At 59.8% G+C, this 15,834-nt stretch carries 12 protein-coding genes and 1 riboswitch; all 12 genes read right to left on the minus strand.

Going from position 1 to position 15,834, the window contains the following annotated elements; all coding sequences use genetic code 11:
• Positions 1–103: 103 nt before the first annotated feature.
• The gene (locus BOSE62_RS07495; RefSeq protein ID WP_159643840.1) at positions 104–1,678 is read right to left on the minus strand and encodes a long-chain-fatty-acid--CoA ligase; all 1,575 of its coding nucleotides are present in this window, start codon (positions 1,676–1,678) and stop codon (positions 104–106) included.
• 579 nt (positions 1,679–2,257) lie between these two features.
• A complete protein-coding gene (locus tag BOSE62_RS07500) occupies positions 2,258–2,899 on the minus strand; it encodes a DUF938 domain-containing protein (RefSeq protein ID WP_159643842.1) in 642 nt (213 codons plus the stop codon).
• Positions 2,896–3,879: a bile acid:sodium symporter family protein gene (locus BOSE62_RS07505; protein ID WP_159643844.1), complete on the minus strand. Its 984-nt coding sequence runs from the start codon at positions 3,877–3,879 to the stop codon at positions 2,896–2,898. Before BOSE62_RS07505 ends, BOSE62_RS07500 begins: the two co-directional genes overlap by 4 nt.
• Positions 3,880–4,030: 151 nt before the next feature.
• A complete protein-coding gene (gcvPB, locus tag BOSE62_RS07510) occupies positions 4,031–5,614 on the minus strand; it encodes an aminomethyl-transferring glycine dehydrogenase subunit GcvPB (RefSeq protein WP_159643846.1) in 1,584 nt (527 codons plus the stop codon).
• Entirely contained in the window at positions 5,611–6,969 is a 1,359-nt protein-coding gene (gene gcvPA / locus BOSE62_RS07515) for an aminomethyl-transferring glycine dehydrogenase subunit GcvPA (protein ID WP_159643848.1), read from the minus strand. Before gcvPA ends, gcvPB begins: the two co-directional genes overlap by 4 nt.
• A 137-nt stretch (positions 6,970–7,106) precedes the next feature.
• Positions 7,107–7,478, minus strand: coding sequence for a glycine cleavage system protein GcvH (gene gcvH, locus BOSE62_RS07520; RefSeq protein WP_159643850.1), 372 nt, complete (start codon positions 7,476–7,478; stop codon positions 7,107–7,109).
• A gap of 23 nt (positions 7,479–7,501) precedes the next feature.
• Positions 7,502–8,644 (minus strand): glycine cleavage system aminomethyltransferase GcvT, encoded by a 1,143-nt coding sequence (gene gcvT / locus BOSE62_RS07525; protein ID WP_159643852.1) that lies wholly within the window; start codon positions 8,642–8,644, stop codon positions 7,502–7,504.
• Positions 8,645–8,841: 197 nt separating this feature from the next.
• Positions 8,842–8,943: riboswitch (glycine riboswitch) on the minus strand.
• 104 nt (positions 8,944–9,047) lie between these two features.
• Positions 9,048–9,707, minus strand: coding sequence for an NAD(P)H-binding protein (locus tag BOSE62_RS07530; protein WP_159643854.1), 660 nt, complete (start codon positions 9,705–9,707; stop codon positions 9,048–9,050).
• Between the two features lie 121 nt (positions 9,708–9,828).
• Entirely contained in the window at positions 9,829–10,989 is a 1,161-nt protein-coding gene (locus BOSE62_RS07535; RefSeq protein WP_159643856.1) for a deoxyguanosinetriphosphate triphosphohydrolase, read from the minus strand.
• A complete protein-coding gene (locus tag BOSE62_RS07540) occupies positions 10,986–12,794 on the minus strand; it encodes an SPOR domain-containing protein (protein ID WP_159643858.1) in 1,809 nt (602 codons plus the stop codon). The genes BOSE62_RS07535 and BOSE62_RS07540 overlap by 4 nt, the downstream gene beginning before the upstream one ends.
• A 146-nt stretch (positions 12,795–12,940) precedes the next feature.
• Entirely contained in the window at positions 12,941–14,464 is a 1,524-nt protein-coding gene (gene ftsZ / locus BOSE62_RS07545; RefSeq protein ID WP_159643860.1) for a cell division protein FtsZ, read from the minus strand.
• A 105-nt stretch (positions 14,465–14,569) separates the two neighbouring features.
• Complete coding sequence (ftsA, locus tag BOSE62_RS07550; RefSeq protein ID WP_159643862.1) at positions 14,570–15,829, minus strand: cell division protein FtsA; 1,260 nt, start codon at positions 15,827–15,829, stop codon at positions 14,570–14,572.
• Positions 15,830–15,834: the final 5 nt, after the last annotated feature.

Consider the following 15,834-nt stretch of genomic DNA (forward strand, 5'->3'; position numbering starts at 1 on the left):
CAGACGGCGCTCGAGTGTCTCCAGTAGATTTAAGCCATGGCGTCGATCAACCGCGACCGCACGCCGGTTAATAACAGAGGGTAGCCCGGTTTTCAGGCACCCCCTAATTTACCCCGCGATCCTTGCCTTCCCAGTAAGGCGCGCGCAATTCACGGCGCAGGATTTTGCCCGAAGCATTTCTCGGCAGTTCCGGGATCACGTCGACCGTTTTCGGCACCTTGAACCCGGCAATCCGTTCCCGCGCCCAGGCGATGATGCTGTCGGTGTCGACCTCGCCGGCATCGGGTTTTGGCGAAACCACGGCTTTTACCGCTTCGCCCCATTTGGCGTCGGGAATGCCGATCACCGCGACTTCATTGACCTGCGGATGGCCGAAGATCGCATTCTCGACTTCTGCCGGATAGACATTCTCGCCGCCGGAGATGATCATGTCCTTGACCCGGTCCTTGATGCAGAAATAACCATCCTCGTCCATCATCGCCGCATCGCCGGTGTAGAGCCAGCCATCTTCGTCGATCGTCTCCGCCGTTTTCTCGGGATTGTTGAAATAATGCAGCATGTTGAGACCCGATCGGGTGGCGATTTCGCCGATCGTGCCCGGCGGAACTTCTTGGCGATTTTCGTCGACAATCTTCATTTCGACGCTCGGCAGGGGGATGCCGATACCGCGCATCCTTTCATTGCCATTGGGATCGTGATCCGCCGGCGGCAAAATGCAAATCGTGCCGGTGGTTTCGGTCATGCCATATTGCTGGCAGAACAAAGCCTGCGGCATGGTCTGGATACATTGGCGCAGCAGTTCCAGCGGGATCGGCGCGGCGCCATAGGTGATGCTGCGGACGGAAGAGAAATCCGTATCTTTCGCGCGCGGCCAGTTGACCAGCATCTGCAAAGCGGTCGGCACGAGGAAAAACTGGTTCAGCCCCTTGTCAATACAGTCGAGCACATGGTCCGGATGGAATTCGGGTATGACCATCATTGTCGCGCCATTGTAAAAGGCGATCGGTCCGATACCCGAACCGGCGATATGCGCGCAGGGCATAACCGCGAGCGTGCTGTCGCCCGGCTTCAGATCAATCCATGCATGGTCGGGATGATCCTCGACCAGCGGCCGCAGCTTGAACAGATTGTCACTGGTCAGGACCGCACCCTTGGGATTGCCGGTCGTACCGGAAGTGTAAAGCTGGAGCACACCTTCCGCCGGATCGCACCGGGGCAAATCACCGGGCGCTGTACTGGCGACAAAATCGGCAAGATTCGGCAGGTCGGTGCCGGGTTTGGTGCATAGGATGGCCTTGATGCCGGGTGCTTCTTGCGCGGCCGTTTTGGCGGTTGCGGCAAATTCCGGTTCGCAGATCAGCAGCGGCGCACCCGTGTCCTTCAATACATAGGCAACTTCCGGTGCCGCGAGACGCCAGCCGATCGGCGCAATCACCATGCCGGCGCGACAGGCGGCGGCGAACAGGGTGAAATAGAGACCGCTATTCTTGCCCAGCCAGCAGATGCGGTCCCCCTTGGAAAGGCCCGCACCGATAAATGCCTGCGCATATTCGGTGACCCGCTTGTCGAGTTCGGCATAGCTGACCTGGCCGTCCGGATCGTCAATCGCGATATTATCTGGTGTCTGCGCGGCCCAATGGGCGATGGAAGAGCCCATGCAGCGTCGTGTCTCAGTCATTTACCCGCTGTAGCGGGACAAAAGCTTTTAGAGTTAGGGACAAGAGGTTCTAGAGCACTGGAAATCGTCATTTTGATACTCGTAGCGCAAAAAGTTGCGCGGTTCTAGTTCGATATGATCAACTCCTTCGCCGGTGTTACCTTCCCGCTCACACGGTAGTTTAGCGACACCTCCTCAATATCAAAATCGGCGAACAGTTCGCGGATCTCAGGCACTGCATTTATCGAGAGAACGANCAACAGAGTTGAACGCCAATTTTGGATTGAGGTAACGCGAGTGCCCCTGAAAACTGCGATCCGTCCCACGATATCCCATCTTATGTCGCGTTATCCCGGCACTCCAGAACCTCTAGTCCCCTAACACCCGCTCCTTGTTGCTTTGCATCTTTGTTAATCGTGCGATTAAGCCATGGCAAGGAGAACGGCGACAAGCCCCTCCTTTTCAGGGAACGGGTTGGGGTGGTGGCGATGTAACAGCATCGTTCGCGCAACCGAATTGCGACGGAGCCTGTTGTGATTGAGAAAGGAGAACTTGTTTTCTGAAGGAGAGCCCCCAACCCCTCCTGTGAAAAGGAGGGGCTTAACCCTGCTTCCTGTACACCAAAGATATATTATTAGCTGGCATCTCGACCAGACTTTCGCGGGTGAAGCCGTTGCGCGCCGCCAGCGCGTCCATATCGGCGACATCGCGCAGGCCCCAGCGCAAATTGCGGCTCTTGAGGCTGCGTTCGAAGGCCAGATTGCCCGGTGCGGTTTCGATATCATCGCGCAAATAGGGGCCGTAGAGATAGAACGGCGCACCCGGCGCGAGCAGCTTGCCAGCTTTGTCAAACAGGCCGATGCTCGATTCCCACGGGCTGATATGAACCATATTGATGCACAGGATGGCTGCCACATTCTGCACGTCCCACTGCGGAGCCTGGGCATCGAGTTGCAGCGGCGGCAAGATATTGCTGCTCCCTTCCCGCTCCGTCCAGGCGGTGATGGATTGGCAACAGGCCGGATCAGGATCGCTCGGCTGGAATGTCAGCCCGGGAAACGCCCGACCGAAATAGACCGCATGTTCGCCAGTGCCGCTGGCAATCTCCAGTATAAGGCCCCGCTCGGGCAGAATATCGCGCAGGACCGCAACGATCGCATCGCGGTTGCGCAGCGTTGCAGGTGCGTGCTTCTGTTCGTCCGGAGTCGACTCCGCGACTATCCAGGGTTTTGAATCAGTCATGATCTGTCCTCCGCTTCTATTGATTGGCGCCGCCAGATCGCGGCGAGGAAACTGCCGATGACCACGTGATAGACCGCGGATATCGCGGCCGGGACCGGCGCCAGGGCCGCCTGCATCGGGCTGGAAAATTGCGCGGCGAAGCTGGGCGTCGAGGCAAGGCTGGAGCCAAGACCGCTGTTCTGCATGCCGACCTCGATGCTGATCGTCCGGCGCTCCGCCACGCCGAGCCCAATCGCCCTGGTGATCAGATAGCCCAGCCCGAAGCCAAAGACGTGGAGCAGCAGGATCGCCAGCATCAGCACCCCGAAATGCCCCTCTATCAGCGTCTTGTTGTTGGCGATTATCCCGCCGACGATCAGCACGACGACGATGACCGAGGCTAGCGGCGAGACCACGGCGATCTTCTCCGTCGCCTTGGGTAGATAGCGGTTGAACAGCACGCCCGCGATCACCGGCAGCAATACGATCGAAACCATGTTGATGAACAGGCTCCACTGGTCGATTTCAACATATTTGCCGGCTAGCCATCCGGTCAGCACGGGTGTCGCGATCACCGCGATCAGGGTCGACGCCATGGTCATGCTCACCGACAGAGCGAGATTGGCATTGGCAAGATAGGCGACGACATTGGACGCCGTGCCGCCCGGACAGCAGGCGACCAGAATCAGGCCCACGGCAAGACCGGTCTCGAGGCCGAATATTGCGGCGGTGAAAATCCCGGCCAGCGGCATCACGGTAAATTGCAGGACCACGCCGGTGGTCACACAGCGCGGGATTTTGGCAATCCGCCTGAAATCATCGAAGGACAGGGTCAGACCCATGCCGAGCATGACCAACCCCAGCATCACGCTGACCAACGGCTGGCCAAGCGGGCGAAAGCGGCCATCCACGACCCAGAGGAAATGCTCCGGCACAAACCATGCCCAGGCTGTCCCCAAAACTGTCCACAGGGCGAAGAGATTGGTCAGACGGTGGATCATGCTATTTTCCTCCCTGTCGCGAAGCGATGGGGAGGTGGCAGCCGGTACGGCTGACGGAGGGGCACCTCCACCATCCTGCGGATGGTCCCCCTCCCCACGGCTGCGCCGCAGGGAGGATGATGTTATGCGAATATGTCAGACTTGCGCCCCCTCACTCCGCAGCTTGAGCAAAATCCTCGTCTTCCGTCCACACCAATATCGGTTTGCGCGCAGCTTGCGTTTCGTCCAGCCGACGGCGCGGAGCAAAATGCGGCGCGCTTTTCAGCCTCTCGTCGCCCGCCTTGGCCCGCTCGGCCACCGAGCGGAAAGCGCCTATAAACTGGTCGATCGCCGCCTTGCTCTCGGTTTCGGTCGGCTCGACCAGCATGGCGCCGTGCACGACCAGCGGGAAATACATGGTCATCGGATGATAGCCCTCGTCGATCATGCCCTTGGCCAGATCGAGCGTCGTCAGCTCGTTGGTGAAGCCCTTGTCCGAGAACAAAGCCTCGTGCATGCAGGGGCCGCTATGCGCAAAGGGTGCCTCGAGCACGTCCTCGAGGCTGCGCAGGATATAATTGGCATTGAGCACCGCATCTTCCGCCACCTGTTTGAGACCGTCAGCGCCATGGCTGAGGATATAGGCCAGCGCGCGGGTGAACATGCCCATCTGGCCGTGGAAGGCACTCATGCGGCCGAACGTGTGCGGATGCCGGTCCTCGACCGTCTCTTCCTCGACCAGGGTGATATGGCCGTCCGCATGGCGCTCGGTAAAGGGCAGCGGGCCATATGGCGCCAGCGCTTCGGACAATACTACCGGACCGGAACCGGGACCGCCACCGCCATGCGGGGTGGAGAAGGTCTTGTGCAGATTGATGTGCATCGCGTCGATGCCGAGATCCCCCGGACGGACCTTGCCGACGATCGCGTTGAAATTCGCGCCGTCGCAATAGACATAGCCGCCGGCTTCATGAACCGCGTCGGAAATCGCCTTCATATCCGGTTCGAACAGGCCGCAGGTATTGGGGTTGGTGATCATCACGCCCGCCACGTCGGGACCCAGACGCGCCTTGAGCGCCTCCAGATCGACCCGGCCCGCAGCGTTGGCCGGAATATCCTCGACCTTGTAGCCGGCAAAAGCGGCGGTCGCCGGATTGGTGCCATGGGCGCTTTCCGGCACCAGGATCACTTCGCGGGCATCACCGCGCGCTTCCAGCCCCGCCCGGATGCAGAGTATGCCGCAAAGCTCGCCATGCGCGCCCGCTTTCGGCGTCATCGCCACCCCGTACATGCCGGTGAGCTTGATCAGCCAGACGGCCAATTCGTTGATCACGCCCAATGCCCCCTGCACGCTGTCCACCGGCTGCAGCGGATGGATATCGGCAAAGCCCTTGAGCCGCGCCATTTTTTCGTTGAGCCGCGGATTATGCTTCATGGTGCAGCTGCCGAGCGGGAACAGACCGACGTCGATCGCGTAATTCTGGCGGCTGAGTCTTGTATAGTGGCGGATTGTTTCGCCTTCCGACAGGCCGGGAATGGCCATCGGGGCCTCGCGTTCGAGACCGCCGAGGCGGCTTTCGACTGGCGGCGCCTCGGGCAAGTCAACGCCGCTGCGATCCGGCGAACCGATTTCGAAAATCAGCGGTTCGTCGACCATCAGCGCGCGGTTGCCGGTGTGGGTGGTGATGGAGCCAGTGTCGGTCATCTGCAGATTGTCTTCCTGTCTGGTCGGACGGCCTTCGGATAGCATGCTCATGACAGCGCTCCTTCCAGAGCGGTCGCGAATTGCTCGAGCTCTTCCTCGGTCGATGTTTCGGTCACCGCGACAAGCAATCCGTGCGCGAGTGGCGTGACCTCCGGATAAAGGCGTCCGAGAGACACGCCGGCCAATATTCTCTGGTCGGCAAGCTTACGCACCAACGGCCGAGAATCGGCATCAAGAACCAGCGTGAATTCGTTGAAAAAACTGTCATTCAACAGCTTCACGCCATCGATCTGCGACAGCCGGTCCGCTGCCTGCACCGCCTTTTTATGGTTGAGCATGGCCAGTTCGCGCAGCCCTTTCTCGCCGAGCAAGGTCATGTGCGCCGAGAAAGCCAAGGCGCACAGGCCGCTGTTGGTGCAGATATTGGACGTCGCTTTCTCGCGACGGATATGCTGCTCGCGGGTGGAGAGCGTCAGCACGAAGCCGCGTTTGCCTTCGGCATCGACGGTCTCGCCGCACAGCCGGCCGGGCATCTGCCGGACATATTTCTGCTTGCAGCCGAACAGGCCGACATAAGGACCGCCGAATTGCAGGCCGACGCCGAGAGACTGGCCTTCGCCGACCACAATATCGGCATCCATTTCGCCGGGTGACTTGATCGCGCCGAGAGCCACCGGTTCGGTGACCACGGCGATCAGCAGCGCTTTGTGTTTGTGCGCTTTTTCCGCGATGGCGGAGAGATCGCCGATGCGGCCCAATATATCGGGATATTGCACGACAACGCAGCTGGTCTGGTCATCGATCTGGTCAAGCATGGATTGACCATCCGTGGCTGCGTCAAGCGTCGGCGCCTGGTAGGACAGATCGTCCTTGGTAAAACGGGCCATGGTTTTGGCCACTGAAACATAATGCGGATGCAGGCCAGACGACAGGATTGCCTTGCCACGCTTGGTAATCCGGCGGGCCATCACAATCGCTTCCCAGCAAGCGGTCGAGCCGTCGTACATCGAGGCATTGGCGACGTCGACGCCGAACAGGCGCGCGACCTGGGTCTGGAATTCGAACAGGGTCTGCAGCGTGCCCTGCGCGATCTCCGGCTGATAGGGCGTGTAGGCGGTCAGAAACTCCCCGCGCTGGATGATATGGTCGACGCTGGCCGGGACATGGTGGCGATAGGCTCCCGCCCCGAGGAAGAAGGGCATGTCACCAGCCGCATGGTTCTTGCGGGCCAGCGCCTTCATATGCGCTTCCACCGCCATCTCGCCGGCGTGCATCGGCAGGCCCTCGATCGGACCATCCAGCCGGGCCTCTTCCGGCACGTCGACAAACAGATCATCGATCGATTGCGCGCCGATCTTGGACAGCATCGACTGCCGGTCGTCGGGAGTCAGCGGGAGATAACGCATAGGGTCTTCCTTCACTTTGGCTCCTCCTTTTCAAAGGAGGGGTTGGAGTGGTTTCGTGCCGCCAATCGGCATCGGGAGCGATGCTGAATCATCGCCACCACCCCTCGATCCCCTCCTCGAAGAGGAGGGGGAAATCACTACAGATTATCGACGAACGCCTTATAGGCCTTTTCGTCCATCAGGTCGCTGAGCTCGTCCTTGTCCGACAGTGTCAGCCGGAAAAACCAGCCGTCTTCTTCGGCTGACGAATTGACCAGGCCGGGCTCGTCTTCCAGCGCTTCGTTGACTTCGACCACTTCGCCGGAAACCGCCGCATAGACGTCGGATGCGGCTTTTACCGATTCAACCACGGCGGCATCATCGCCCTGTGCCAGTTCGCTGCCGACTTCCGGTACTTCGACAAACACGATGTCGCCCAGCTGTTCCTGTGCATAGTCGGTGATACCGACGGTCGCCGTGTCGCCTTCGACGTCGACCCATTCATGTTCATCGGTAAAATATCGGCTCATCGTCTTGTCCTTTTCTGATAATATTATGGCTTGGTTTTGCGGTGATAATTATGCGGTACAAAGGGCATGTCGGCGACGGTGCAGGCGATTTTCTTGCCCCGCTGTTCGACGGTAATGGCGGTACCGGTCGCGGACAGCTCCATCGGCACATAGGCCATGGCAATCGGACGCTGCAGCGTCGGGGAGAATCCGCCACTGGTAACCTTACCGATGGTCTCTCCCGCGTCGTTTACGACCGTGGCGCCTTCGCGGACCGGCTGGCGGCCATCAACGAACAGACCAATGCGTTTCATCGCCGCCTTGTCCGGATATTGCGCGAGCACGCGTTCGGCACCGGCAAAATCCCCCTCTTCCCGCCGCGCCTTTGACAAAGCGAAGTTCAGACTGGCCTCGACCGGCAATATATCGGCATTCATGTCATGACCGTAAAGCGGCAGTCCAGCTTCGAGACGAAGACTGTCGCGCGCACCCAGCCCGATCGGGCGGACCTCCTCCAGCTCGGTCAGGGCCGTGGCCAGCGTCACCGCATGTTCTGCCGGCACGCTGATTTCAAAGCCGTCTTCGCCGGTATAGCCCGATCGGCTGATCCCCAGCGGGATGCCGTTCCAGAGAAATGGCCCGGCTTCCATGAAATAGAGATCGGTTGGCAGCGGCCAGTCTGGCTCGAACGGATCGATACCCAGTTTCGCCAGCGCATCTTCGGCCTTGGGCCCCTGCAACGCCAATAAGGCAGCGTCTTCGAGATGGCTGAGTGTCAGACTGTCCGGCAATTGTTCGCGCAAATAGGCAATATCACCATGTTTGGTCGCGCCATTGACCACCAGATAGAGATTATGGCCGGTGTTGGTGACCATCAGATCGTCCAATATCCCGCCACCCGGCGCGAGCAGCAATGTGTAACGGATCTTGCCCGGCGCCAGCGCCGAGAGATTGCCCGGCGTGATCCGCTCCAGCGCGTCGGCAGCGCCCTCGCCCGTCAGCTGTAGCTGGCCCATGTGCGACACGTCGAACAGCCCCGCTTCGGTCCGGGTCCAGATATGTTCGGCCATGACGCCTTCATATTGCACCGGCATTTCATAGCCGGCGAAGGGCACCATCCGCGCACCATGGCCACGATGCCAGTCGTCAAGTGGCAATTGCTTCAGATTTTGGGTATTTTCACTCATGATATTTCCGCTCAAACAAAAGACAGCCCGCAGCAAAGCCCTGCAAAACTGCCCCCTCTGTCACGGAACCTGAGAGTTTCATCCTCCTTCGCCAAGGCTTCGACGGACAGGTCCGCCATCGCGATCGCGAAAAGGATTTACCCCTTCGGTGGAGCGCCGGTCGTTGGGACCATCCGCCCTCTTTCCAGAGTGCCCGAGAGATTATCGCGGTCCAGGGGCCTGAGAGTTTCCGGGGCGGTTGCTCCTTCGGCGGCTTTTCTGTCCAGTGAGACAGCAAAACGCTCTCCCGCAATATCTCATGACCGTCGCCCGGAGGTTTCGATCAAAAAGCAGATTGAAGAGTGGATGACCAGCCGCAGGGAGTCAATGATTCTGTTGTGCGCTGCAGTATTTTCAGCCCTGGCTAAACCATTTTCCAGATCGCGTCATTTTCGTGCACGAACAGCCCCGGCCCATTTTCCGCCATCAGCACGATGATCGCGTCGGCGACATCGCTCGCCAGAATCGAGCGGTAGCGGCGGAGTTTGCCGTGGAGCAGCATATCCATCACCGGACTGGCGGCGATAGCGAGGCTTTCGCCCAGGCGGTTGTCATTCTTACGTTCTCCGCGCAGCAGGCCGGGGCGGATGATGTCGAGCCGTTCGAATTTCTGCGCGCGCATCAGGTCTTCGGCTTCTCCTTTGGTTTTCAGATAGAAACTGGAAGCGCTGCTGTCCGCCATGGTAGAGGATATGGCAATGAATTGACGTGCCCCGGCCGCCTTGGCCGCTGCTGCCACAGCGCCAACCAGTTCGCGATCGACTGCGGCAAATTCTTCCTTCGACCCGGCCTTTTTCATTGTTGAACCGAGGCAGGATATCACAATATCGGCTTTGATCGTTGCGATCGTCGCTGGCCAGTTTTCCTGCAGCTGGACATGGATTTTCGCTTTGCCCACATCCTCGCGATAGGGCCGCCGGAGCAGCAGATGGAGACTCTTGTCCCTCCCCTGCCCGACCAGCTTGCGAGTCAGCAGTCCGCCGATCAGGCCGGTAGCACCGACAATGAGGATTTTTTCAGCCATGGACAGGGTCTCCGCATATTGTCCGTTGATATGGTGTCATAGCAGCCAAGGCAGCTATCCAAACCCATTTTTGGGCGGCTCAACCGATTGGCTTGGCCCCGGCCTTCGTCAGGCGGACAAATCAACCCGTACCGGGCCGCTCGCCGAAAATCTCGGCGTGCCGGTTGCGGGCATAGCGATCGGTCATGCCGGCGAGAAAATCGGCGATATGGCGGATTCGGTCCGGTTCTACCTCCGGCAGCGCCGCGGCCCAGCTTTGCGGCATCAGTTTCGGTTGTTCACGATAGGCTTGGACCAGATCGCCGACCATCATCTTTCCTTCTTCCGCCGCCGCCATCTGCTTCGGGTGATGATAGAGATTTTCATACATGAAGCGTTTCAGCCGGCGTTCCTTGTCCGCCATCGCGTCGGAAAAACCGCCGATCATCTGCCCCGCCTGCCGGACATCCTCGGGCGTCTTGATACCGAGCCGGTCGATCCGCGCCTGCGTTGTTTCCAGCACATCATTGGCCATCAAGCCGATCTGGTCGCGGATCAGTTCCGGCAATAACCGTTCCTGAGAAACGTCGGGAAAACGGTTGCAAAGGGCCTGCCAGCGCTCCGCAATAAAGGGCAGTTCCAGCAGCTGGTCGAGCGTCAGCAGGCCGGCTCGCATCCCGTCATCAATATCATGATTGTCATAAGCGATATCGTCGGCAATCGCGGCAATCTGCGCCTCCAGCGACGGCCAGCTGTCGAGATCGAGATCCATTGCAGCATTGGCCTCGGCCAGCGCCCAGGTCGGTTCGGCGACCGGGCCATTATGTTTGGCGAGGCCCTCGAGCATTTCCCATGTCAGATTGAGACCGTCCCAGCGGGGATAAGGTGTTTCCAGCCTGATCAATGTCCGGATGGTTTGCGCATTATGGTCGAAACCGCCAAAATCCGCTAAAGCTTCCTCCAGCGCATCTTCGCCGGCATGGCCGAAAGGAGGGTGGCCGATGTCATGGGCTAGGCAGAGCGCTTCGGTAAGATCCTCGTTCAACCCCAGCGCCCGCGCCATGGTCCGGCCGATCTGCGCGACTTCCAGACTATGGGTTAGACGGACACGATAATGGTCGCCGTCCGGCGCGACAAAGACCTGGGTCTTGTGGCGCAGGCGGCGGAAGGAAATACTGTGAATGATCCGGTCGCGATCGCGCTGGAAATCATCGCGCGGACCGCGTGTCACTTCGCGTTTTTCATCGTGCAAACGGCCCCGGCTGTACGCGGGGTCGCTGGCATAGCGTTTCCACTGGATCATTTGGTCAGCTCGTTAACCTCGACGCCATCGGCACTCGCCCAGGCAAAGCCGTCGCCGCCATCCTTGCGGTAATCCGCTTCAAAGGCCTTGGCCGCCTTGAAATCGGCAAAGGGTCCGACCACCAGCCGGCGGGTGCGACCCCAGGGCGACGTCCAGGCCTTCCTGTCCTTGAACAGTTCGGGCTGTTTTTTCGTCATCCGCCGGAAGTCGAATTTCAGCGCATCGAGATTTGACCCCGTAGCAATCTGCACCCAATAGCGTTTCGGATGCTCCGGTTCTTTCGGTTTGGCCGGTGTTTTCTCTACCGGCTTGGCGACAATCTTAGGCTGCGGCTTGGCGGGCTCGATTTCATCGAGATCGACGGGAACAACCGAGGTTCTGGTCTCGCGATCGGGTATGTCGATGCCGCTGATTATGTCTGCAAGGGGTCGCGATGCCGGGGCGGCCGATGCTGTTTCAACCGGTGTGGACCGCTGTTGTGCCAGATCGAAATTGACCAGATTAATCGGTCCGCCAGCCTGATTTTGTCCGGCGGGAGGACTGTCTTCTGGCGGCTGAATGGTGGCAGGGGCCGGTTGTCGACCAGCGATTTCAACCTTGCGTTCGACGGTTTGTGACACCAGCACCGGCGGCTGGCTGACGCCAAGCGTGGTAGCAAAGCCGGGAGTAGAAGACTGAGTTTCCGTCTTGATTTCAGCGGCCTGCACCGGTTCGGGTTTCACGGTCTCGACCGGATCCGGCTTTACAGGCAAGGGCTCAGGGGCCGGATCGCTGCTCGCAAAAGTCTGCGAACGGGCTGCACTGGCAGGGGCCGGTGTCGCCGCCGCTATCAGGGTCGCTGACCGGGATTCTTTTTTCTTCGCGGCGCGTTTCGTTTCACGCTCCGAAGCTCTGCGCTCCGCTGCACCGGGGCGACGGCGGGGCGACTTGTCGGGCATGGCCAGCACGCGCGGGCGCTTGACATCGGTGCCGAGTGCCTCGCCAACCGGGATCAGGCCTGCATCGGCAGCGCCGGCATTTTCGGCAAGCTGACTGGACGCCAGCTGCACCGCCGCGACATCGACTCCGATATTCTCGCTCGCCGGGAAATGGCCGAAATGGACCGCGGCCGCCTTTTGCGCTGCCGTCAGTTTGGACATGCGATCAAAAAAGGGTTTGATGGCCTTTGCCATGCGCCGTTCCATAGTCTGTTCGACGATATCTTCTGCTTCTTTTTTCTTGCCGTTCATTGCGTAGATGAAGGCCCGGTTGCGCCAGGCATCGCGGTCGCTTTTCTGCAGCAACGGATTGAGCTGCGCATCGGCCCGGTCGACATCACCGCTAATCCCCAGCGACACCGCATAGCGGCCAACCAGTTCATCACTGCTGCCGTAGCGCATGGCCAGTTCATAATCTTGCTGGGCTTCGCGATTACGGCCGATCAGGTCATAGGCAAGACCGCGATCGGCGGCGATTTCCCGCGGCGGGATGCCATTGGCGACCGCCTGATCAAAATAGCGGATTGCACCAAACGGATTTTCCTCCGCCAGCAACGCCCGGCCAAGGCCCACTTTGACGCGGCCGCTGGTTGAGTATATTTGGTCTGCCTTGGCCAGGAAGCCGATCGCCGCGCGCATATCGCCGAGTTCGAGAGCGGCCAGCCCGGCATCGGCCAGCGCCGAGGAATCATTGGAATTGATCGCAATCCGGCGCAGCGCATCCTGCAGGTTGTCGCTGTTCGACTGGGCGCTGGATTGGGCAAAAACGGGCAGCTGCGGCACGGCCGCGCTTGCCAGAGCGGCCGATACGGCCAGTAAAATTTTCAATTTCTGATTCACAAGATATATAAAGGAACGATTGCGCATGAAATCAATCGTTCCTGCCTTCCGGCAAGGCCAATGGTGGCACGCGAAAGACAAACTCCCTCGCGATGCCCCATCATTCGATCAGACAGTCTGGCGAGAACCGGAATCTACTGGTTGTTCTGCCGGTTCAGAAAGCGCGGGATGTCGAGCGGATCACGGGACTTGTCATCCTCGCCATCATCGGCGTCATCGCCTTTTGATCCGCCACGGGTCAGATTGGACATCCGCTCGAACAGCGTCCCGCCACTGGTCGCCACGCGCGGCGCAGGTGGTGCCTGGCGTGCTGCCGGTGCGGCGTCTTCGTCGGCCGGCTGGATGGCATCATCGCCCAGAATCAGTTCATCCTCTTCCGGCGCTGCGCTTTTCGAGGCAATCCCAGGCGTCAACGAAGCAAAGGATGGCGTGACGCTGAGATCATCGTCGTCACCGTAGGTTGCGACCGGCGCGGGCGAAGCCTCCGGTTCCGCTGCCGTTTCGACTTCCGGTTCCGGCTCCTGATCGGGAACCGGTGCCGAGGCGATTTCCGCTTCCTGCGCGGCTTCTTCGACGTCATCGTCGCTGGCTATGGACGAAGCAAAGCTGGACGGCGCAGACGTATCTTCCGTCTTCGCAGCCGGGCTGCCCATGGCAAAAGATGTCGATGGCGACGAAGAGGAGCGAACGCCGTCATTGTCGATGCCGGTGGCAACGACGGATACGCGGATACGCCCGTCGAGATTCGGGTTAAACGCGCTACCCCAGATGATATTGGCGTCCGGGTCGACCAGTTCGCGAATATGATTGGCAGCTTCGTCGACCTCCATCAGGCGCATGTCCTCGCCGCCGGTGATCGAAACGATAACGCCCTTGGCGCCCTGCATCGACACGCCGTCGAGCAAGGGATTGGCAATGGCTTTCTCCGCGGCTTCCAGCGCACGTCCGTCGCCTTCCGCTTCGCCGGTGCCCATCATCGCCTGCCCCATTTCGTGCATCACGCTGCGCACATCGGCAAAGTCGAGGTTGATCAGGCCCGGCATGACCATCAGGTCGGTAATGCCGCGAACGCCCTGCTGCAGCACTTCGTCAGCGAGCAGAAAGGCTTCCTTGAAAGTGGTATTCGGATTGGCAACAAGGAACAGATTCTGGTTCGGAATGACGATCAGCGTGTCGACATTCTTCTGCAACTCTTCGATACCCGCTTCGGCAGCCTTCATCCGGCGCGTGCCCTCGAAAGTGAAGGGCTTGGTCACCACGCCGACGGTCAGGATGCCGCGGTCACGGGCCGCCTTGGCAATCACCGGAGCGGCGCCGGTACCGGTGCCGCCGCCCATGCCGGCAGCGATGAAACACATATGCGTGCCTTCCAGCGCCTGCTCGACCAGATCGATCGTTTCTTCGGCGGCTGCGCGACCGACCTCGGGACGCGATCCGGCACCCAGGCCCTGGGTAATATCAGGACCAAGCTGGATCCGCCGTTCGGCGGTAGAACTGTTCAGCGATTGTGCATCGGTGTTGCTGACGATGAAATCAACGCCTTCGACCTGTGCAGCAATCATGTTGGCAATCGCATTGCCCCCGGCACCGCCGACACCGATAACCGCAATTTTCGGCTTCAGTTCTTCGACTTCTGGTGGGCCAATATTGATACTCATCTCACTGTCTCCCGAGACATTTTATCGTGCTGTAATATTTGTTTAACGCTTTGCACAAATTTCCCGCAGGAATCACCCGAAAAGTAAATTTTTTTTGTCAAATTACTAAAAATTTCCGCGAATAGCCGACATCAGCCGTCCGATTACTGCTGATCCGCCATATTTATGAACATTCTGGTGGCTTCTCGCCATGTAACGCAAGTCAACCGGCTCCTGCGACGCATAGAGCGCAAGCCCGGCCAGACCGGCAAATGCGGGACCGCTATGCGCTTCAGGCAGCGCGCTCAGCCCCGACGGGCGACCGATGCGCACCGTGCGGCCCAGCGCCGACTGGGCATAGTCGGCAATACCCTTGAGTTCGGCACCACCGCCGGTCAGCACGACCTGACGACCAACCGGGCCGGTGAATCCCAGTTCCTTGAGGGAGCGACCGATTTCACCGATCAGATGATCGAGCCGCTGGCGGATCACCGCGATCAGCTGGGCCCGGGTGATCCGGCCGTCTTCGTCACCCGCCTCACCATTGTCGTCGAGTCCCTGATTGATCACGTCATGATTGTCGCGCGGGCTGGTGGTGGCCGAGCCGTAGAAACATTTGATCCGCTCCGCCTGCGCGCGCCGCAGGCCGAAAGACGAGGCAATATCATCGGTTATATCGGCCGCACCATAAGGCAATGTCGTCAGGCCGACCAGCATGCCGCCGGCGAACAGCGAGACATTGGTCACCTCCGCCCCCATTTCGACCAGCGCCACCCCCAGTTCGCGTTCCTCGGTCGAAAGACAGGCGTTGCCAACCGCAATCGGCGAGGCAACAATCGATCTGACATTGAGATGCGCGCCACGCACGCTCATCTCGATATTGCGAACCGGCGAGGCTTCGGCGAGGATGACATGGATATCCACGCCAAGGCGATCAGCGTGCAGACCTTTCGGTTTCTTGACGCCGTTCAGCCCGTCGAGCGTATAGAGCGCAGGCTGTGCGTGCAGCACCATCTTGCCCTTGGGATCGATGCTGTTGCGACCGGCATCAAGCAGCAGATCGATATCATCCTGCTCGATCCGGTGACCGCCCAGTTCGGTCTCGACCGAGGTCAGCATGCTCTGCAGCCCGCCGGCCGAGAAGCTGACCCAGACATCGTCAATATTGGTGCCGGCAATGCGCTCGGCCTGTTCCACCGCCGCCCTGACGTCGGTTTCGGTGGTCTCGGTATCGGCGATATAACCGCGTTTCACGCCTTTGCTGGCGTGATGACCGGTGCCCAATACGGTCAGTTCGCCATTGTCCGTCCGCCCGGCTATCATCGCCGAAATTTTCGACGAGCCGATATCCAGAGATGTGAAGATTTTTTCTACCCGTGCCGCCATCAGCC

It is taken from the genome of Sphingorhabdus sp. 109, from assembly GCF_902506555.1.
Lineage (GTDB): Bacteria > Pseudomonadota > Alphaproteobacteria > Sphingomonadales > Sphingomonadaceae > Parasphingorhabdus.